General features: G+C 60.3%; 20 protein-coding genes. 6 read left to right on the top strand and 14 right to left on the bottom strand.

Annotation, left to right across the window (positions count from 1 at the left end):
• The first annotated feature begins 58 nt into the window (after nt 1-58).
• Complete coding sequence (locus ACSQ36_RS21215) at nt 59-2656, top strand: mechanosensitive ion channel family protein (protein ID WP_436183459.1); 2598 nt, start codon at nt 59-61, stop codon at nt 2654-2656.
• Here the strand turns inward: ACSQ36_RS21215 and ACSQ36_RS21220 are convergent.
• Entirely contained in the window at nt 2581-2961 is a 381-nt protein-coding gene (locus tag ACSQ36_RS21220) for a hypothetical protein (RefSeq protein ID WP_436183460.1), read from the bottom strand. The genes ACSQ36_RS21215 and ACSQ36_RS21220 overlap by 76 nt on opposite strands.
• Before the next feature lie 361 nt (nt 2962-3322).
• Here ACSQ36_RS21220 and ACSQ36_RS21225 point away from each other — a divergent pair, with 361 nt between their 5' ends.
• The 3 genes from ACSQ36_RS21225 to flhC all read left to right on the top strand — a co-directional run bounded on the left by ACSQ36_RS21225 (nt 3323) and on the right by flhC (nt 6036).
• Nucleotides 3323-4369, top strand: a complete 1047-nt coding sequence (locus ACSQ36_RS21225; RefSeq protein ID WP_436184907.1) for a purine-nucleoside phosphorylase — start codon at nt 3323-3325, stop codon at nt 4367-4369.
• Between the two features lie 674 nt (nt 4370-5043).
• Nucleotides 5044-5361 (top strand): flagellar transcriptional regulator FlhD, encoded by a 318-nt coding sequence (gene flhD, locus ACSQ36_RS21230; RefSeq protein WP_047845882.1) that lies wholly within the window; start codon nt 5044-5046, stop codon nt 5359-5361.
• A gap of 15 nt (nt 5362-5376) precedes the next feature.
• Complete coding sequence (gene flhC, locus ACSQ36_RS21235) at nt 5377-6036, top strand: flagellar transcriptional regulator FlhC (RefSeq protein WP_213764419.1); 660 nt, start codon at nt 5377-5379, stop codon at nt 6034-6036.
• 157 nt (nt 6037-6193) lie between these two features.
• Here flhC and ACSQ36_RS21240 read toward each other — a convergent pair whose 3' ends face one another.
• From ACSQ36_RS21240 to ACSQ36_RS21290, 11 genes are all read right to left on the bottom strand, one after another.
• The gene (locus tag ACSQ36_RS21240; RefSeq protein ID WP_436183461.1) at nt 6194-7309 is read right to left on the bottom strand and encodes a succinylglutamate desuccinylase; all 1116 of its coding nucleotides are present in this window, start codon (nt 7307-7309) and stop codon (nt 6194-6196) included.
• A 310-nt stretch (nt 7310-7619) separates the two neighbouring features.
• Nucleotides 7620-8411: an ABC transporter substrate-binding protein gene (locus ACSQ36_RS21245; RefSeq protein ID WP_213764421.1), complete on the bottom strand. Its 792-nt coding sequence runs from the start codon at nt 8409-8411 to the stop codon at nt 7620-7622.
• Nucleotides 8412-8783: 372 nt separating this feature from the next.
• Nucleotides 8784-9713 (bottom strand): LysR family transcriptional regulator, encoded by a 930-nt coding sequence (locus ACSQ36_RS21250; RefSeq protein ID WP_436183462.1) that lies wholly within the window; start codon nt 9711-9713, stop codon nt 8784-8786.
• Between the two features lie 119 nt (nt 9714-9832).
• Nucleotides 9833-10852, bottom strand: coding sequence for a GlxA family transcriptional regulator (locus ACSQ36_RS21255; protein ID WP_213764423.1), 1020 nt, complete (start codon nt 10850-10852; stop codon nt 9833-9835).
• Nucleotides 10853-11078: 226 nt separating this feature from the next.
• On the bottom strand, nt 11079-11828 hold the full coding sequence (locus tag ACSQ36_RS21260; RefSeq protein WP_436183463.1) for a CbtA family protein: 750 nt from the start codon (nt 11826-11828) through the stop codon (nt 11079-11081).
• A gap of 13 nt (nt 11829-11841) precedes the next feature.
• Nucleotides 11842-12051 (bottom strand): CbtB domain-containing protein, encoded by a 210-nt coding sequence (locus ACSQ36_RS21265; protein WP_213764425.1) that lies wholly within the window; start codon nt 12049-12051, stop codon nt 11842-11844.
• 59 nt (nt 12052-12110) lie between these two features.
• Complete coding sequence (locus ACSQ36_RS21270; protein ID WP_436183464.1) at nt 12111-12455, bottom strand: nitrile hydratase accessory protein; 345 nt, start codon at nt 12453-12455, stop codon at nt 12111-12113.
• A 2-nt stretch (nt 12456-12457) separates the two neighbouring features.
• Nucleotides 12458-13117: a nitrile hydratase subunit alpha gene (gene nthA, locus ACSQ36_RS21275; RefSeq protein ID WP_436183465.1), complete on the bottom strand. Its 660-nt coding sequence runs from the start codon at nt 13115-13117 to the stop codon at nt 12458-12460.
• A 21-nt stretch (nt 13118-13138) separates the two neighbouring features.
• Nucleotides 13139-13882: a nitrile hydratase subunit beta gene (nthB, locus tag ACSQ36_RS21280; RefSeq protein ID WP_436183466.1), complete on the bottom strand. Its 744-nt coding sequence runs from the start codon at nt 13880-13882 to the stop codon at nt 13139-13141.
• Between the two features lie 53 nt (nt 13883-13935).
• Nucleotides 13936-14439, bottom strand: a complete 504-nt coding sequence (locus ACSQ36_RS21285; protein ID WP_213764429.1) for a DUF1097 domain-containing protein — start codon at nt 14437-14439, stop codon at nt 13936-13938.
• A 24-nt stretch (nt 14440-14463) separates the two neighbouring features.
• On the bottom strand, nt 14464-15468 hold the full coding sequence (locus tag ACSQ36_RS21290; protein ID WP_436183467.1) for a CobW family GTP-binding protein: 1005 nt from the start codon (nt 15466-15468) through the stop codon (nt 14464-14466).
• 403 nt (nt 15469-15871) lie between these two features.
• Between ACSQ36_RS21290 and ACSQ36_RS21295 the strand changes: the two genes are divergently transcribed.
• A complete protein-coding gene (locus tag ACSQ36_RS21295; protein ID WP_213764431.1) occupies nt 15872-16492 on the top strand; it encodes a LysE family translocator in 621 nt (206 codons plus the stop codon).
• 62 nt (nt 16493-16554) lie between these two features.
• Here the strand turns inward: ACSQ36_RS21295 and ACSQ36_RS21300 are convergent, their stop codons facing one another.
• The gene (locus ACSQ36_RS21300; protein WP_213764432.1) at nt 16555-16764 is read right to left on the bottom strand and encodes a hypothetical protein; all 210 of its coding nucleotides are present in this window, start codon (nt 16762-16764) and stop codon (nt 16555-16557) included.
• Between the two features lie 80 nt (nt 16765-16844).
• Nucleotides 16845-18347, bottom strand: coding sequence for an MDR family MFS transporter (locus tag ACSQ36_RS21305; RefSeq protein ID WP_436183468.1), 1503 nt, complete (start codon nt 18345-18347; stop codon nt 16845-16847).
• Nucleotides 18348-18420: 73 nt separating this feature from the next.
• Between ACSQ36_RS21305 and ACSQ36_RS21310 the strand changes: the two genes are divergently transcribed.
• A complete protein-coding gene (locus ACSQ36_RS21310) occupies nt 18421-19131 on the top strand; it encodes a TetR/AcrR family transcriptional regulator (protein ID WP_213764434.1) in 711 nt (236 codons plus the stop codon).
• Nucleotides 19132-19155: the final 24 nt, after the last annotated feature.

The following is a 19155-nucleotide window of genomic DNA, read 5'->3' on the forward strand; positions in this document are numbered from 1 at the left end:
CGCCGCAGGCCGGGCGCATCCGTGGCGGTTTCCCTAACCGAGTTCGTCATCCTCGCCTATGCGCAAAATTGTTCTCGTCGTCTTTCTTTTTGTCCTGAGCGTTCTGAGCGGCACGCTTGCATCTGCCGCGAATGCGGCCGCCGGCGCGGCCAGTCCAGCCCTTGGCTCATCGGGCGTCACCCTGACGCCCGAACAGGCGCGTGCCGCTCTGGCGGTCCTCAACGACCCTGCACGCCGCAGCCAGGTCGAGGACACGCTACGGGCCGTCGCGGCTGCCGGAGCGCTCTCTACGCCTGTGCAGGCCGCCTCAGGCAGCTCGGCCCCGGCGGCGGCCGCTTCGGCTGCGAGCGGTGCATCGGGCGCGGCGAGCGTGCTGGCCAAGTCGCTGACGAGCAACGGGCTGGCATCGCAGATCTCGCATGAGGCGGGTTACTGGCTCGTGGAGCTCAGCAGCGGCCTGCGCCGTTCCGTAACCGCGCTGCTCGACTACGGCTCGGTCATGCAGTGGTGGCACGAGCGCGCCGCCACTGCCAGCGGCCGCGATCTGATCGGCCAGGTGATCTGGTCGATCTCGATCTCGTTGTTGCCCGCACTCTTGCTGGAATACCTGAGCTCGCGATGGCTGCGCCGGCCGCGCGAGCGGATCGCTGCCCGCGGGATCGTGGATGTCGATGCAGCCCAGCCGGAACTGGCGAAGGAAGAGCAGGCGGCAGTGCACGCCGAAGCCGTGGCCGAGCGTTCGGGCAACGAGGCGGCTATCGAGGTCGCCGAGCACAAGACCGATACCGCCCGCGGCGTGCGTCATGCAGCGCGGCACTGGACTTTGTTGCAACGGCTGCCAAGCGCCATTCTTCATAGCTTGCTCACGTTGCTGCCGCTGCTCGTATTCGTGATCGCCACGACTGTGCTGATGTCTGTTTTCATCGACGACAGCACGCCGCAAGGCCGTTCCGTCGGCGCGCTGATCGACGCGTACCTGGTGTGCCGCGGCATTGTGATCGCGTGCGGGTTCTTCATCGCGCCTCGCGCGCCGGGCCTGCGCCTGATCCAGATCAGCGACGACGCCGCCCGCTTCGCACAACGCTGGCTGGTGCGGCTTGTGTGGGTGGCGGGAGCGGGCTCGGCGTTCGCTGAGGCGGCGGCGCCGCTGGGCATGACCGACACCGCTCATGACTCGATCCTGAAGGTGGTCGCGCTGGTCGTCCACGTGCTAATCGCTATCGTGATCCTCAAATGCCGCGTGCCGGTTGCGGTCTGGATTCGCGAGAGCGTCAAGGGACGTCGATCATTCGTACTGCTGGGCAATTGGATTGCTGATGCCTGGGCCGGGCTCGCGGTATTTTTCGTGCTGGCGCTGTGGTTCGTCTGGGCGCTCGATGTACGCAACGGGTATCGCACATTGTTTCATCTGTTCGGCATCTCGGTGCTCGTGCTGGTCGCGGCGCGCGTGGTCGCAATTGTTGCGTTCGGTGCGCTCGGCCGTATTTTCCATACGGCCGGCGGCGAGGAGGACCTGTCGAACAAGTCGATCGTGCATCGGCACGCTTACCGCTATTACCCGCTGCTGCGGCGTGTCGTGCGGACGGTTATCGTCGTGGTTACCTTGCTGACGCTGCTGCAGGTCTGGGGGCTTCACGTCCTGACGCTGTTCTCGTCGGGCGGGGTGGGCCATCGGCTTGCATCCGCGCTGATTACCATCGGGGTCGCCGCGGCGTTCGCCGTCATCGTGTGGGAAGGCGCGAACGTGATGGTCGAGCAACGTCTGGAAACGTGGACCACGAGTGGCGACAGCTTGCGGGCCGCGCGTCTTCGAACGCTGCTGCCAATGATGCGCAGCGCGCTCTTTATCGTGATCGCGATGGTCGTCGTGATGACGGGATTAAGCGAGATCGGTGTCAACACCGCGCCGCTGCTCGCGAGCGCGAGCATCTTCGGCGTGGCGCTTGGTTTCGGTTCGCAAAAGCTCGTGCAGGATCTGATCACCGGCATCTTCCTGTTGATGGAGAACGCGATGCAGGTCGGCGACTCGGTCACGCTCGCGGGGGTCTCCGGGACAGTCGAGTATCTGTCGATCCGCACGGTGCGTTTGCGAGGCAGCGACGGCTCGCTGTTCACGGTGCCGTTCAGTTCGGTATCGACGGTGAACAACACGAATCGCGGCATTGGCAACGCCGCGGTACGCGTGAGCATCGCGCTTGGACAGGACGTGAACCTGGCGGCGGATACGCTTAACGAGATCGGGGCGTCGCTGCGTGAAGATGATGCGTTCAAGGACGGCATTCTCTCCGACTTCAGCCTGTGGGGTGTAGATGCGGTAGATGGGTCGAGCGTCACGCTCGCCGGTCAGATCCAATGCCGCGACAGCGCACGCTGGGGCGTGCAGCGTGAATTCAACCGGCGCATTGTGGACCGCTTCACGGAACGGGGCATTGAGATAGCGAATCCGCAGCGCAATTTCGTGATCGTGAAGGGCGGCGATGCGGGTGAACTGGCTGCAGCCTTCAAGGGAGATCAGCGTGGCGATTGCTCAACCGATACAACCGATACGGCTGTGAACGTGAATGCGAACGCCAATGGCGATCAACGCGGCGAGCGCACCATCACCGGCGAGCCTTCGAACTTGCCGCCCGAGCGTTCGAAGCCCGACCGGCCATAAAATGCTTCGAGCGCGGCGCTGTCGGGTGCGGCGTGATCGATGGAAGGCGCGGCGGGGCCTTCTCCTTTCTGCGTGAGTGGCCGTGGCACGAGTGAAAGCATGACCCCGTGTCTATCCGCCAGCGCGACCAGTCGGTCCATGGCCACGCGTGCATGTCCCCGATGGTGTTCTCCTTCGGACCACAGGGCCTCTAGCGCGACGGCGCAGTCGCCGGTAGCCTCGAGCCACATCTCGACGTGCTGGCGGTCCTCGACATGGCTGGCGTGAAATGCATCGATCATTCGTGAAGCGGCGGTGTCGGACATGGGCGCCTTGCAGGGAAGTGGACTCAACAACGAGCAAGCGAAACAGCAAGACGAGTGCTTGATGGCCGTTACCGGAACATTTTATGCTGCTTACAACGGCGTCCTTCGTCCTTCTATAATGCGCTCAACACACGCACGCACGGTCGTCCGGCGGTGGCACGGACGAGACGGGCGTGTTGTCCCGTCCGGCATCTTGCCCGTGTGTTTCACCTCGCGTCCTCCTTCCACTTACGGTGCCGCCCAGATGAAATCGATCGTCCGTTCCACGCTCGGCCTGCTCCTTCGTTCTACCCGTAGCCGTACTCGCACCGTTACTCAGATTCCTACTCAGATCCCCTCACGAATCCCCGCGTTGAGCTTGATGGCCGCGATGGCTACGCTCTTGTTCAGCGCGTGTGAGCCAACGTTTGCGCAGGGCCCGGATAGCTCCCAACGTAGCGCCAATGGCAGTGGCCGCGGCCAGCCCGTCAAGGTCATGATCATTTCCATGTTCGGCCCTGAGGCCCAGGTCTGGCTCGACAAGCTCGGGCCCTGGAAGGCCATTCGCGTGGCTGGTCTGTCTCCGGACTATCCCGTTGTGAACTGCAACCGCCAGGAGGTCTGCGTGATGACCACCGGCATGGGGCATGCGAACGCGGCTGCTTCGCTGATGGCGCTCACGTTCTCCGACAGATTAGATCTGCGCCGCACCTATTTCATGATCGCGGGAATCGCGGGCATCGACCCGATGCAAGGCACGCTCGGGTCCGCCGCGTGGGCGAAGTATCTCGTCGACTTCGGTATCCAATGGGAGCTCGATGCGCGCGAAAAACCCGATAGCTGGCCGAGCGGTTATCTCGGCATCAATACGAAAAGCCCGGCCGATAACCCCCCGCTTGATTACAAGACCGAGGTGTTCCGGCTGAATCCGGATCTGGCCGATGCGGCCTATGCGTTGTCGAAGAACGTGGTGATGTCCGACAACCCCGAAGCGCAGGCCGCGCGCGCCAGGTTCAGCTATGCGCCGGCGAACCAGCCGCCCAAGGTGATCCAGTGCGACACGCTGGCGAGTGATACGTGGTGGTCGGGCAAGGTCATCGGCGAGCGGGCGCGCGACTGGACGAAGCTCGTGACTGACGGCCAGGGCGTGTATTGCACGACGCAGCAGGAGGACAACGCGACTTACGAGGCACTGTCGCGTGCGGCGAGCGTGCATCGCGTGGATTTGAACCGGGTCGCGGCCCTACGTTCAGGCTCGGATTTTGATCGGCCCCATGACGGGCAATCCGCCTCCGATAATCTCCTCAATTACGCCGCCCAGGGCGGTTTCGCGCCGGCTATCGACAATTTGTATCGGGCGGGGAATCCGCTGGTACAGGAGATTGCAACGCACTGGGCCGAATGGCGCGACGGCGTACCGCAACACTAGCGGCGCGAAACCCGCAGCCCACCGCCCGTCCTCCGCATCAGCGCTCTACGGGACGAGCGGCGGCACGGAAGAAGGATTTTCTATCGATACACTTGCCTTCATAGCTTCCGCAGACGCTGTTACAACTCGGTGCAACATATTCCTTCCGGCGGTCATTCGGACGTTCCGTTAGTCAAATTTCCGCATCAAAAATGTAAGCAGGGTGACAGTTTTTATCCAAGGGTTTTCCTGCGCCGCAATTCCGGAGGTTCACTGACCGGCTGTTACAACTCCGCCATTCCTCGCAATCCGGTTAATTCATCGGGCATATCAACCGACTATTCCGCGCATCCGTTTTTTCCCCACGAAATCAATCGTCAAGAAAACCCTCTGTCAATTGATCCGGCCCATTTCGCTTCAAAATAGTTGCCATGAACCGGTCACATTTTCCTGTTACATCCTCGGGAAAAAATTACCGTTTCTCTTTGTTGTTTTATGGAAATTTATTATTGAGATGTTCTTGATTTCCCGCAGCGTGGTACTTACAATCCGTTTCACAGTGTTGTTACAAGATGTAACTCAGTGAAACAAAGTTTAAACGTAGCCCGACAGAACAAACGTTTGGCTAGGCAAAAAAGATAGCCGGCAAGAATGCCGGCAGGGTGCTCGGGGTTTATATCGAACGCAGGAAAATCATGAACGGTCGCGAAACGCTGGACTCGATTCGAGAAATCAACTTGTCGTACATCATGCTCGCGCAGCGCATGCTGCGAGAGGACCGTGCCATCGGGATGTTTCGACTGGGTTTGTCTAAGGAACTCGCCGACCTTCTGTCCGGGCTGACGCTCGCGCAGGTTGTCAAACTGGCGGCTTCAGACCAGTTGCTGTGTTTTTTCCGTTTCAACGATCACACCATGCTGGCTGCACTCACGTCGCCCGCGAAGCATGCGGATATCGCGCCGACGCACGCAGCCATCTTGCTGGCCGGCCAGCCAGCAGAACAGTTCCTCTAAGCACGAGAGCGCGCCATGCTTAAGAAGAGCCTCACCGAAGATGCACTGGAAGTTTTCCGCGCGATCGCATTGATCGAACTCGGGGCGCGGATGCAGGTGCTCGAAAGTGAACTGACACTGTCGCGTGACCGGATGATCCGGTTGTATCGCGAGGTGAAGGGCGTATCGCCACCGAAGGGCATGCTGCCTTTCTCGGCTGACTGGTATATGACGTGGCTCGCGAACATCCACGCTTCGCTCTTCTACAACACGTATGCGTTCCTGAAGAAAGAAGCAGGTTGCTCGCACCTCGATGCTCTGACGAAGGGGTATCGGTTGTATCTCGAACATTGCAGGAATAGCGATGTCGAGGCGGTACTTGATTTAACGCGGGCCTGGACCCTTGTGCGCTTTTTCGATGCGGGCATGCTGCAGCTCACGAAATGCTGCCGCTGCACTGGAAAGTTCATTGCGCACAAACATGATTTGCAAGAAAACGTGGTGTGCGGGGCCTGCCAGCCGCCGTCACGCGCGGGGAAGACCAAGAAAGCGGCGGCCGCCCGTCAGGCGAGCCTTGAGACCGCGCTGGTGGAGTTGAGTAGGGTATCGACTAACGAAGTGCCGGAACCGACGGTGCTCGAACACGTGGCGATGTTACAGCCGCGCACAGAAAGCCTGATTGCACAGGCTGCTTAGGCGGTAGTGGACCGGTGGCCCCGAGGACCATCATTCGATGGGGTGGCCGCAGGACCCGCTGCTGTTTTTTAAGGTTTTAAAGGGGTGTTGGATTTTTTGGGGCTACCGAGGTTGGTAGCCCTTTTACTTTTCCAGGGGACGCGGTGCGCTCCAACCCCTATGCCGACAACAACGACCCTGTCCTGTATGCAGTCGCACTGGCGACGCGAGCCACCTCCATCCCCGCGGTAGCAAACCGTGCAATCTGCCGCGCATACAACATGCCGGAGGTCGTGCAATTCAAAGGCGTAACGGTATCGGTCAGCGGATCGACTACATCGGCAATTGCATCGCCGGCCTTGACCAATGCCCCGACCTTCGCGCGAAACACCAGCACGCCGCTCACAGGCGCAACAATAGGTTCGGCGCCGGCAAGCGGCGTAGCCGGATAGGAAAGCGCCGGCATGGCGGGCGCAGCCGCATCGATCACGCCACGATGCATCAGGTAGTTGATGATGCCCTGCGCGTCAGCATCGGCGAATTCATACGACACGTCGTGCTGGCTGCGCAGTTCCACCGTCACCGAAATGCCGCCATTGGGCACCGGGAAACGATCGCCAAACCTGGCTCGCAGGTCCGACCAGCAGAAACTGTGAATCTCGTCGAACGGGTTACCCACCGAATTCAACGCCAGCAGCGACGCCTTCGAATCCAGATATCGCGCAAGCGGCTCGACTTCGTCCCAGATATCGGGGTTGGTGTAGAGGTGGAGCGCCGCGTCGAGGTCACAATGCAGGTCGAGCACGACATCGGCATCGTAAGAGAGCTTTTGCAACGCAAGGCGTTGCGACTCGAGCTCGGTTTGCGGTTTTTGCTCGTCCAATGCATCACGCATCGCGCGGCGCACAGCAAGCTTGTTGGCATTGCTGTCCCCAGACAGCCGGCCTTCTATACGCGGTGCGATCAGCGCGGCCAGGTCGTGGAAATTGCGGTTGAAGTTGTGGCCGCTGTTCAGCTCGAAACGCCCGAGCAACGTGCCATGCATGTTCTGGTTCAACCCGATCGGGTTCGATACCGGCACGATCACCACTTCGCCGTGCAGCTTGCCTGCCGCTTCGAACTCGGCCAGAAGGCGCCGCAGACGCCAGGCGACCAGCATGCCGGGAAGTTCGTCGGCATGCAGCGAGGACTGGATATAGATCTTTTCGCCGCCGCCCGGGCCGTAGTGAAAGCTCAGGATATTGCGGGTGGTGCCGATAGACGGCGAAATCAGGGTGTGCGTTTTGGTTTGCATGATTGTCGGTGCACGGCGCTCGGATACGCGTCGCGCTTGGGAAAAGTGTCGGCGTGTTCAGGAGAGCGGGGCGGAACGTTCGCGACGGCCACCGGGTTTTGCTGCGCGCCCGTGGCGCCGGTTATTACCTGCGAGTAGCTGCGGCGCCGCCTGCCCCAGACGCACGATCTTAGCTGAAAACGACAGCATTGCCGCGCCAGGAGAAAAAGACGCCGAAAACAAAACGGGCTCCGCGTTTGTCGCGGAGCCCGTTTTCTCAAGCGCTCAACCTGTGTCCGGAACGCGTTCCGGACACAGGTTCAGGGACTGCTTAGCTGCCGTACACGTCGAAGTCGAAGTACTTCTTCTCAAGCTTCTTGTACGTGCCGTCCTTGATGATCGAGGCAATTGCCTTGTCGATCTGTGCCTTCAGGTCGGTGTCTTCCTTGCGCAGGCCGATACCCGCGCCGTTGCCAAGGATGGTCGGATCGACCAGATCCTTGCCCACGAACTCGTAACCCGTACCGCGCGGCGTCTTCAGGAAGCCAACTTCAGCTTGCACGGCGTCTTGCAGCGCTGCATCGAGGCGTCCAGCTTGCAAGTCGGCGTAGACGCCATCCTGGTTCTGGTACGGCGTAACCGTTACACCCTTCGGCGCCCAGTAGGTCTTGGCGTAGGTTTCCTGGATCGTGCCTTGTTCCACACCGACCGTCTTGCCCTTCAGGCCATCGGCTGTCGGCAGGATGCCGCTGCCCTTCTTGGCGATCAGGCGGGTCGGCGTGTTGAACAGCTTGCTCGAGAACGCAATCTGTTCGGCGCGTTGCGGCGTCATGGACATCGACGACAGCACGCCGTCGAACTTCTTCGCCTTCAAGGCCGGGATCATGCCGTCGAAATCGTTTTCCACCCATACGCACTTCGCATGCAGGCGCGCGCAGATTTCATTGCCGAGGTCGATATCGAAGCCGACCAGCTTGCCATCCGGACCTTTCGATTCGAACGGGGCGTAAGAGGCATCGACGCCGAAACGGATGGTCGAGTAATCCTTCGCATTGGCGGTGACGGAAGTGATCGATGTGACGGCGAGCAAGGAAATCGTCAAAGCCGCGAGCAGTTTTTTCACTGTTTTTACTCCATAGGTGGTCAGTACATCCCGGATAGGTCAGTACCCGGGTTCGTCCGGCGTGAGGCCCCTCGGCACCGGACAGCGAGCATTCCGCGGATTGTGTCCGCAATAGAACCGCAGCAGGTTACCAAGCCAAAAAAATAAGGGAGTTGGTGAAAATCCCGATAGCTAATCTTGCAACCCTTGTGCGGTCAGGCATTTGAGCCTGTGCAGGCAATTGAATCAATTTTCGTGCAACGCGATTGTAAGTCCGATTCGTGAATCAGATGATGAGTCTCGTCATGAAACGTGCGTAGCGCATCTAGTGCGAGTGCGGTGGGCAAGGCATCGCAAGCCCTTTGCTTGAGCGACACCTCGTACGCCAGGCTGCTACGAGGTCAGGTCTTCTATCGGCGTGCCCGTCAATGAAACGATGAAGTCGAAAAACGCCCTCACTTTGGCCGGCAGATGATGGCGCGACGGATAGGCAGCATAGAGAGGAAAGGTCTCGTCGGGCCAATCGGGAAACAGGTCCACCAACCGGCCGCTGGCCAGCAATTGCTCGGCGCCAAGCGCGAGGACTTGCGCGACCCCGTGTCCTGCGAGACAAACGCCGTGCATTGTCCCGACGTCGTTCGCGCTCAGGCGTCCCCGGGCGGCAATAAGGACTTTCTTCTTGCCGCGATGAAATTCCCACTGGAAGGGGCGCCCGGTTTCGGGATCGCGGAAATGGATGCACGTATGCGGCTCGCGTTCGAGATCGGCCGGGACGAGCGGGCGGCCATGTTTCTTGATGTACCCCGGCGACGCCACGGTAATGACGCGTGTATCCAGCAACTTGCGCGCGATCAGCGTGGATTCACGCGGCTGGCCAAAGCGAACGGCGAGGTCGAAACCGTCCGCGACCATGTCGCCAAGCTGATCGCGCGTGATCAGGTCGAGTTGCAGTTCGGGGTATTTTTCGACGAACGCACCAAGCCGAGGCCCAAGGAACAGACGCGAAAAGAACGGATCGATATTCACGCGCAAGCGTCCGCGCACCGCGGTCGCTCCTTGCGACGCGGACGCCGCCGCTTCTTCAAGTCCGCTTAGCAGCGGCACGATCTGCTCGTAGAAACGCCGCCCTTCGTCCGTGAGCTTGACTGAGCGCGTAGTACGGTCGAATAGCCGGATACCCAGCCGGGCTTCGAGTCGCGCCACCGAGCGGCTCACGCCGGATTGCGACATATCCAGCGCTTCGCTGGCGGCGGCAAAACTGCCGCTGTCGACGATCGCACTCAACACGCCCATGCCGTTCAGCATCCGTTCGTCGAAGCTCATGCACATGCTCTCCTGTCATTAATCGGCTGGAGCTCATGCTATCGTGAAATGAGTGCAATGGTGACGGAGTGGGCGATCGGACACGCAGCGTAGTCGACGAGTCACATGCCTGCCGACAGTCAAACCTTTTCGGGAACCTTGGTCTGCCTAAGCAAGGTTCCTGGACTCGACATATCGCTCGAACGGAAACGCTGCCGGTATTCCATCGGGCTGATATGAAGACGCTTGCTAAAGGTTCGCCTGAGCGTGTCGGCGCTTTCGAATCCACATCGGCGCGCGATGCTTGAAACCGGATGGTCGGTGCTTTCCAGATATCGCCGGGCGGCATCGATGCGTGCGTCATTGAGAAAGGTCATCAGGCTGACGCCGCACTCCTTGCTAAAGACACGGGACAGGTTGCGCGCGCTCATGTTCAGCCGCTGCGCAAGAGACGCCACGGTGTGCGGCCGATGGAGATTATCGAGCAGGTACTGCTGAACCGGCTGGATCTGTGAATCGGCGGCAGCCTGCGTTTCCAGGAGCGGACTGAATTGCGATTGCCCACCCGCGCGCCGCACATACACAATCAGGTACTTCGCTACGTCCAGCGCCATCTTCCTGCCGAAATCTTCCTCGATCATGACAAGTGCGAGGTCGATGCCCGCCGTCACGCCGGCGGTCGTGTAAAGACCGCCGTCTTTCACATAGATCTGATCCGGTTCGACTTTCGCTTTCGGAAACATGGCGGCGAGTCTTGCCGCATCCATCCAGTGGGTCGTCACGGTCTTGTGATCGATCATGCCGGCCGAACCGAAGGCGAATACTCCGTTGCAAATGGCGGCAATACGACGGCTGATGCGACGTTGCTTCAGCAGCCATTCGCTGAGCGTGGAGTCTTCCAGGACCTCAAAAATGCCGAGACCGCCCGGGATGATCACTGTATCGAATTCAGGGCAGGGGTCGAAGATCGTCCTGTCCGGCACGACCGTCAAACCGCTGGACGAGAGCACGGATCCGCGCGTCGTGCCAACGGTCAGCATTTCGTACTCACACTGCCCCTGGCTCAGGATACGGACCTCGGCGAACGCATCTTTCGGCCCGGCGATATCGAGCAACTGGAAGCCGGGAAACAACACCATGGCGACGGTGATCTTGCGCATATGCGGGTCCGATGAATTCGGGGTCCGGGCAGGCGGAGCTTGGCGCCGGCGCGGCACCCGTTCACGCGATGAAACCACGCCGGAAATCAGGCTGACCCCGGGCGACGCCAGGAACAATTATTCTAAGTTGGCAAAATTTCGATGACCAGCGGGACGTGACGCCAATTGATCAGCACGGACCCGGCGCACTTGGATTGCGCCGTGCCGCGCTGTTTTAACAAAGTGCTTAGACAGCTTGGTGAAGTGAACGCCCATTCGCCGTTCGGGAACGGGCATGCAGGCTACGCTGTGCCAGGTTGCCGAACAGCAAACCCAACGTGGTCCACATGATCACTTGCATGCCGATGGCAGCAACCCGGAATTTCCAGAGCAGCACGGCAGGAAAAGCGGCTGGGACCTCGTTGATCGCCGGCATGCCAATCTGCACGGCGGCAATGATCACGACAAACACCGCTGCGCCGGCAATGGACGCATTCCATGATCCGACGTAGGCAATTGCCGCCCGGCGAATCTTTAGCGAAAACACCATGGTGGCTAGCGAGATCACGATCATCAGAAAATACAGGCCGGTGCGATAGCCTATGGTCGCCGGGTCTCCAACCGAAGGTGGATTGGCGGGGTACTTGAGGTTCGGCACGATCACTAAAGCAATGAATCCCGCAATGGCCAGCCACGCCGACAAAGCATTGGCGCTGAGCTTGCCGACCCGGCCGACCATTGCCGAGAAGGTCAGTGCGAACAGGCCGCCGATAGCCGCGCTGTAAGCCATTACGCCCGTGAGCAAGCCGAGCCCTGCCTGCGTGTGACGGCTGACGAGTTCCGGTTCGGGCACTTCGCCTTTTGCCGCATCCGCCTTTTCCTCGAACGAAATCGCCTGATCGACTCGAGGCTCGCCGACTATTTTCGCAAAACTGAACGTGAGCAGTCCGGCTGCAATGCCCGCGAGCATGCCGCGCACCAATAATTTGCCGACCATGGGAGTCTCCGGATCAATGGCAAGGGAAGCCGAGCAGGTGCCGGCCATCGTGTACAAATTCATGCACGTACATGCCGGGAATCAGCGATGTCGCGCCTTCTTCCGCACCCACGAAATAGATCGCGAGCAGCATCAGCAAGCCACCGAAAATCATCCACGGCATAAGCTCGCGAACGGGAAGCGGTAACGGCATGACGGTTGAATCCAGAACAGCGTCGATCATAAGGATCTCCAAAGGGCGTTAGCCCGGACAGGTGGACATTGAGAAAAATACGACCCGGTTCAAGCGTGAGCGGTGACGGCTACAGCGTCGATAGCGGCTATTTCCGCCGCCGACAGCACGCCGGCTTCGACCAGGGTCTTCTTGAGCGCGAGAAAGAAACGTTCGTAATAGTCCCAGCGCGGTTGGCCCGCGCAATAGCCGTCCTCCCATTCGGCAATCGATTCGATCAGGTTCTGCCGGAAGGCTTCCCATTCGAAATATCCGGCCTTCGATAACGACAGCGCGAGGCCGAAGACATCGCGTTCCCAAGGTTTGTCGAAGAGAAATTTGCCTTGGCTGCGCGGCGGTGAATCGGGTTGACCCAGCATGCTTGATGCAGCGTATTCCTCGAAGCGCGTGAACATGATCAGCCCGCGGCGAGTGATGTGGGTGATGCCGGTGACATCGATGATGGCGGGGGCACCAGCGCAACGCCCATCATCGCCTCTGGCGTGATGAGTGCGGCCAGTGCCTCTTCGCTCATGCCGTCCGTTCCCGCTGGACGTTCCGGTACGACGAACCACCGAATCTGCGCACTGCTGTCCCACACCTTGACCTCGGTGTCAGCCGTTACAGGCACGCCGAATTCGCGCAGCACCGCACGCGGTTCACGCACGCCGCGCGCGCGAAATACGGGGTCTTTGTACCAATACGGCGGCAGACCGAGTACCGGCCATGGATAACACGAGCACAGCGTACAGATGATCAGGTTATGCACACCGTCGCCGTTCGCGACTGCGGCCATGTGTTCGCCTTCCGCGCCGTCCATGCCTTGCGGCAAGTCCATTGTCGCGATGGCTCTGGGCGTGTCTTCGATCAAAAGCTGCTTGAACGCGGGATCGACCCACGCGCGCGCGACAATGCGCGCGCCGTTGAACGGGCCCGCCACAGTTTCGAAATGGCCGAGCACGGTATCCACCGAGTCGCTGCCCAGCACGCCTTTCTCGATCAACAGCGCTTCCAGAGCGCGTACTTTTGCGGCGCTGGCCGCTTCGCGCTCATCGTCGTATTTAAATAGGTCGCTCATGGTCGTGGTTCCTGGCATGGATCAGTTGGCTGCAAGCAGATAGGTGTCGAAGAGATCGGCGTAGACGGTCGTATTGGGCTCGCTCTTCTCCTCGCCCCAGATGTCGGCGGCATTGAACGCCACGCGATACACGGGCATGGCCTGACCGATGCCATCAGGTCCCGTCGAAACGAAATATGAAAATGCACCGGGATAAACAAGGTCCACCGTGCCGCGTTTGTTACGAAGATATCCGGGCAAGCGCGTGTGCTCGACAGCATCGGGGTCCGCCACGCACACTGGCGCGCCCTTCGAAAAACGCGGCGCCTGTTCGAATGCGTGAAAGCCGGAATCGCCGTTGACCAGGTACGCGTTGATCTGCGCGGCAACCACGGGATTAGGCATGGCTGGAAGCGCCGCTTGCGGATCAGCGCGGTAATGGCGGGTCTTTTCGTCGAGCTCATCAGCCGACAGATATCCCTCGTCGATAAAGAACTGCGAGATGCCCATCAACCATTTTTCGTAATAGCGGTACTTGAAATACTCGAACGGCTGCATGCCTTCGGCACCCGTGCGCAACGACGCCCAGGTCCATGTATTCCTGAATGTAGTGGGCAGGTCGGCCATGGGATAACGCGGCAATGCATCGGCCAGATGCGTGCTCTCGGCCATCATCACCGTATGGATGCCGAAGATGCGTTTCTCCCACGGCTCGACGAACACTTGCGTGTCCACATTTACCGGACCGAGATTTTCCAGTCCACCCAAGTTGTGCTGTAGTTTCATTCGATGTTCCCGGACGAAAGTGAGTTGAGGTTCAGTTGAAGTTCAGTTGAAGTTCAGTTGAGCTGCGGCTCGGGTTTGCGGGTCAGGGCGTCGCCGAGGACTTCGGACACGATCCCAAACAGCGCGCCCGTGATCAGCGCCGCCGCTGCAACGAGTGCGGGGTTATGAATGCCGGCCGTGGTGATGGCTCGGCCGGTGGCCACCGTCGTACCCACGGTCGACGCAAAACCCCACACGACCGCCGGCAGCACGTTCAGCAACTTGACCTTCGACGCCTGCACCATTGCCGCACTGCCGACGCCCACGCAAATTGCCGCGATGGCGGGCGTCTGCGCCGAACTTGCAATGGCCAGCAACGACAGCGACGCAATCACCAGGCCCGTGAGATTCGAGGCAACGCTTTGCACGAATCCGGCCGAGCCGCCACCGACCACGAAGAACGATGCCCATGCGATAAATGTCACCCAGACGGGGACGGGAAATACCGTGGCGGTGATGTAGGTATCGACTACGGCCAACACACCGATGCTGAGGGTAAAGGCTTCAGACTTTTTCATTGCAGGCTCCTTGAGGGTGGGGATTCAGGGCTGATGCAGGCAATCGAGGAAAGCTTCGCGCAGGCGCGGTATGTCGAGGTCGCGGCCGATGAATACGAACTTGCTGTCACGTGTTTCATCGGTGCGCCACGCGCGTCCGGGACGTGCTTCGAGCAGCATGTGGACGCTATGAAAATGGAACTGCCGCGGCTCGGACTGGAAGTGCAGCACGCCCTTCATCCGCATGAGTTGCGGGCCGGACTGCTGCACCAGCTGGTTGATCCAGCGATTGAAGCGATTCGGATCGAGGGCGCCGCTTTCGACCAGCGCACACGATTGAATCGATGAATCGTGCTCGTGGTCATGGGCATTTTCATCGAGCAGATCGGGCTCGATTTCAAGCAGCGCGGGCAACGAAAAACGCCGTACGCCAAGCAGCGAATCGGCTGGGACTCGCGAATGGCTCGCAGTGGTGATGGCCGCGGTCCGGTTCAGTGCACGCACCTGCGTTTCGAGCTGATCCAGCGCGTGAGCGTCGATGAGATCGACCTTGTTGATGACGACGATATCAGCGAACGCTACCTGCTCGCGCACGATCTCGTCCTGGAGTTGTTGAGCGAAATGATGTGCATCGACAACGGTCACCACGGCTTCGAGTTCGACCGCTGCGCGCAAATCCGGGTCCGCAAGGAAGGTCTGCAACACCGGCGCAGGATCGGCGAGTCCGGATGTCTCGACGATCAGGCGATCAAGCCTTTCGTGCGTGCTGCCTTGCGTGCGCGTCAGCAATTCCTTGACGCTCGCCACCAGGTCGGCGCGCACCGTGCAGCACACACAACCGTTGTTGATTTCGATCAATGCCTCTGCTTCGGCGACGATCAACTGGCCGTCGATACCGACCTCGCCGAACTCGTTCACGACAACGCCGATGCGCCCGGCCGTGCTGTGCTGCATCAGGTGATTGACCAGCGTGGTCTTGCCGGCGCCTAGAAAGCCTGAAATCACGGTGACGGGAATCTTGCGTCGCGGATTGGATTGAGCTTGGTGCATGGCTGATCTCGACAAAGGCGTGATGGATTTGGCCTTGTAAAGAGCGAGTACCAGGCCCGGTTTTGCCAGACGGCTTGAGTGAAACGCGCTCTGTCTCGATTGCCCCGCTCTTATGGCCGTATTGGTATAAGCGGTCGATAACGGACAAAATTCAGATATGACCGGCTTTAGGCTCAAGACGGGAAATGGTGCAGCCACGGGCAGGCGTGCTCACATTGGGTGCGCGATGTGCTTTGATTAGTGGAGCTGGGTTTGAGAGAAGAGCGACGAGCGATGATTCAAGCCGCTGCGCACTAGGCGACCATTCAGCGCGTAGGGGTGAACAATCGCAAGAACAGACGTCAGCGATAATGCGTGAAGCGACGCCGCCTTCCCGCGCGTCGACCTATGAAGGAGTGACGGCGTGGTCGATTCATCCGCAGTCCTGGCTGTTTTGTCTGTCTATATTGCGGGCGTGGTTATTCCCGGACCGAACTTTGTCGCGGTTGCGCACAAGGCGGCTTCGTCGACGCGTTCCGAGGCCCTGGCGGTCGTCGCGGGCATTGTCCTGGTCAGCCTGTTCTGGGCGACGTGCGCCATTCTCGGCGTCGGAATTGTGTTCGCTGCGTTCCCGTGGATGGCGCTGGTCGTCAAGATTGGCGGCGCGGCGTATCTCATGTGGTTCGGCTGCCGGCTGATCTTCAAGGCGCGAGCCGGCGAGTCGGGCATGGCTGCGGCGAGCGTGTCTGGCGGATTGCGCAAGGCATTCGTGCAAGGCTTCGCGACCAATATCACGAACCCGAAGTCGGTAGCGTTTTTCGCCGCCATCTTTGCTTCCGCCACGCCCGCGCATATGTCGCCGGTCACCTTCGCGGCCATGCTTGCGATGGTCGCTCTGGTTGCAACGACGTGGTACGGCTTCGTCGCACTCGTCCTCTCACACGCGGGGATTGCGTCAGGCTACCGTGGGTATCGGGCATGGATCGACCGGGTCTGCGGCGGGTTGATCGTGGCGCTGGGCGTTCGCCAGCTACTGACTCGATGAAACCCGCTTGACGAAGAAGACGGCGGCGACGGGCGGCGACGGACGCTACGGAGGCTCTTCGCTTACGGATGCGAATACGCACCCTTGTCGGCAGTATGTCGCGTCTGCTTGTGCTTCTTATGTTTGGGCGGCGGCGCGTGCCGCGAAGCACCGCCGGATCCCGACACCGACGACTGTCCCTCGCCGAAGTGATAAGTCTCCGCCAATGCGGCGGTCGAGATAAAAGCAAAGGCGCTGAGGGTCGAGGCGATCACTATGTGCGTAAGCTTCATTGCGTGGACGTTCCAAAGTTAAAGTGCGTCAGCTTAAACCAAAGCGCCGCTGCCGCACTTCATTCCCCCCGTCCTCGCCCTTACTTGCGAAGCGGCTGGTCCTGCATCAACCAGGACAACGCGAACGCAAGCAGGACGACCGAACCTGCCACAAGAAACACGAGATGCATCGATCCCGAGAACGCGTTGAGATAGGTATCGCGCAAAGCGGCGGGAAGATGCTGGACCATCGTGGGTCCCATCGATCGCGGTAACTCCGCACCCGGCGGCATGGCATCTGCCAGACGCGAATGCAGACTGTTCGTAAAGATTGCACCGAACGTGGCTACCCCCACCGAACCGCCAATCGACCTGAATAGTGTCGCGCCGGATGTCGCCACGCCCACGTTCTTGAACGGCACCGCATTTTGCACGGCGAGCACCAGCACCTGCATGACCATGCCGAGTCCAAGTCCCAGCAGCAGCATGAACAGGTACATGGTGCGAAGCGGGGTATCCAGTTGCAGCGTGGACAGCAGGAACATGCCGCAGGCCACGAGCGCGGTACCGCAGATCGGGAACCAGCGATATTTGCCGATTCTGCTGATCAAGCGGCCGCTGATGATGGAGGTGGACAGTATGCCGGCCATCATCGGCAAGATTTGCAGGCCGGCTTGCGAGGGTGTTGAACCCTTCGCCACTTGCAGGTACAGCGGCAGGAACGTGATCGCGCCGAACAGCGAAAATCCGATGATGAAACCGATCAGCCCGCTCAGCACGAACGTGCGCTCCCTGAAAAGCTCGAGCGGCATAATCGGTTCATCCGCGAGCCGTTCTTCGTAGATAAAGCCGCCCAGCGTAATAAGTCCGAGCGCCAGTGTGAACCAAAGCTGCGGCGAACTCCACGGCAGCAGCGTGCCGCCCTGGCTGGTAAAAAGGATGATACAAGTGAGCGAAGCGGCTAAAAACGCGGCGCCCATGTAATCGATTTTATGTTTTACATGCGCCACATGCGGTTTGAACACGAGTCCGATCACGATCAACGCCAGCACGCCCAGCGGCACGTTGATATAGAAGATCCAGCGCCACGAAAGATGCTCGACGATAAACCCGCCCAGTAGTGGTCCGACCACCGTCGCGAGTCCGAATACGCCGCCGAACAAGCCCTGGTAGCGGCCGCGTTCGGCGGGCGGAATGACGTCGGCGATGGCGGCCATGGTCACGACCATCAAGCCGCCGCCGCCGAGCCCCTGCAACGCGCGTAACACGATCAACTGGGTCATGTCCTGCGCGACGCCGCACAGGATCGAGCCGGCGAGAAAAATGAGGATTGACGCCTGGATGACGACTTTGCGGCCGAACAGATCGCCGAATTTGCCGTACAGCGGCACCACGATAGTCGACGTCAGCAGGTATGACGTCACGACCCACGACAGGCTTTCGAGCCCGCCCAGCTCGCCCACGATAGTGGGCAGCGCCGTCGAAACGATGGTCTGGTCGAGCGCGCCGAGCAGCATCACGAGCAGCAGCGCCGTGAAAAGCAGCCGGATTGGAGGTCGCTCTTCAATGGTGGGAAGTGCGACAGAGGGTTGCAGGGATTCCATTCAGCCGCCCGATGAGATAAATTAATGTTGGAGTTAATATTAGGCGACACCGTCCCCGGGGTCAATTGCGACTATGACTAAAAATGTAACCGCTCCATCCGACCATTCTGTTCCTTCCGTCCCCGCCGAGCCGCCAAAGGCTGGGCGCCGGCCCGGGCGGCCGACTGGCGCGCAACACGGCGAGCCGCGGGCGTTGCTGCTGGATGTTGCGCTGGTTTTATTTGCGCGCCAGGGAATCATGGAGACCACGCTCGGCGCGATCGCGCGCGAGGCGGGCGTGACGCCGGCCATGGTCCATTACTATTTCAAGACGCGCGATCAACTGCTGGACGTGTTAATCGATGAGCGATTTGTGCCGTTGCGTGCCGAGCTTGGCCGCGCGTTCGCGGACTCGGATGCGGAACCGGCGGATGCGTTGCGCGCGTTCGCGGAGGGTCTCGTCGCGGTGGCGGAGCGGCATCCGTGGTTTGCGACGCTGTGGGTTCGCGAGGTCATCAGTGAAGGGGGGTTGCTGCGCCAGCGTATTGCCGAGCGTTTCGGCGATGCGAATAAGAAGGCATCGATTGCACGCATCGCGCAATGGCAGAAGGAGGGCAAGCTCAACCCGCACCTGGAGCCATCGCTCTTGTTTGTGTCGTTGTTCGGATTGACGTTGTTGCCGTTGGCGGTGACTTATACGTGGGCTGAGGAGAGCGGGGGCCGTGCGCCCAGGCGGGATCAGATTGCGCGGCACGCGGTGGCGTTGCTGATGCACGGGGTTGGACCGTTGGTTGGGCCGTTTTGAGCGGTTGATTTTCGCTCGCGCCGG

This window comes from Caballeronia sp. LjRoot34 (genome assembly GCF_964253815.1).
GTDB lineage: Bacteria > Pseudomonadota > Gammaproteobacteria > Burkholderiales > Burkholderiaceae > Caballeronia.

Coding starts and splice junctions, on each gene's coding strand:
- ACSQ36_RS21215 (WP_436183459.1), top strand. CDS start 59: ATGCGCAAAATTGTTCTCGTCGTCTTTCTTTTTGTCCTGAGCGTTCTG.
- ACSQ36_RS21220 (WP_436183460.1), bottom strand. CDS start 2,961: ATGTCCGACACCGCCGCTTCACGAATGATCGATGCATTTCACGCCAGC.
- ACSQ36_RS21225 (WP_436184907.1), top strand. CDS start 3,323: ATGGCCGCGATGGCTACGCTCTTGTTCAGCGCGTGTGAGCCAACGTTT.
- flhD (WP_047845882.1), top strand. CDS start 5,044: ATGAACGGTCGCGAAACGCTGGACTCGATTCGAGAAATCAACTTGTCG.
- flhC (WP_213764419.1), top strand. CDS start 5,377: ATGCTTAAGAAGAGCCTCACCGAAGATGCACTGGAAGTTTTCCGCGCG.
- ACSQ36_RS21240 (WP_436183461.1), bottom strand. CDS start 7,309: ATGCAAACCAAAACGCACACCCTGATTTCGCCGTCTATCGGCACCACC.
- ACSQ36_RS21250 (WP_436183462.1), bottom strand. CDS start 9,713: ATGAGCTTCGACGAACGGATGCTGAACGGCATGGGCGTGTTGAGTGCG.
- ACSQ36_RS21255 (WP_213764423.1), bottom strand. CDS start 10,852: ATGCGCAAGATCACCGTCGCCATGGTGTTGTTTCCCGGCTTCCAGTTG.
- ACSQ36_RS21260 (WP_436183463.1), bottom strand. CDS start 11,828: ATGGTCGGCAAATTATTGGTGCGCGGCATGCTCGCGGGCATTGCAGCC.
- ACSQ36_RS21265 (WP_213764425.1), bottom strand. CDS start 12,051: ATGATCGACGCTGTTCTGGATTCAACCGTCATGCCGTTACCGCTTCCC.
- ACSQ36_RS21270 (WP_436183464.1), bottom strand. CDS start 12,455: ATGTTCACGCGCTTCGAGGAATACGCTGCATCAAGCATGCTGGGTCAA.
- nthA (WP_436183465.1), bottom strand. CDS start 13,117: ATGAGCGACCTATTTAAATACGACGATGAGCGCGAAGCGGCCAGCGCC.
- nthB (WP_436183466.1), bottom strand. CDS start 13,882: ATGAAACTACAGCACAACTTGGGTGGACTGGAAAATCTCGGTCCGGTA.
- ACSQ36_RS21285 (WP_213764429.1), bottom strand. CDS start 14,439: ATGAAAAAGTCTGAAGCCTTTACCCTCAGCATCGGTGTGTTGGCCGTA.
- ACSQ36_RS21290 (WP_436183467.1), bottom strand. CDS start 15,468: ATGCACCAAGCTCAATCCAATCCGCGACGCAAGATTCCCGTCACCGTG.
- ACSQ36_RS21300 (WP_213764432.1), bottom strand. CDS start 16,764: ATGAAGCTTACGCACATAGTGATCGCCTCGACCCTCAGCGCCTTTGCT.
- ACSQ36_RS21305 (WP_436183468.1), bottom strand. CDS start 18,347: ATGGAATCCCTGCAACCCTCTGTCGCACTTCCCACCATTGAAGAGCGA.
- ACSQ36_RS21310 (WP_213764434.1), top strand. CDS start 18,421: ATGACTAAAAATGTAACCGCTCCATCCGACCATTCTGTTCCTTCCGTC.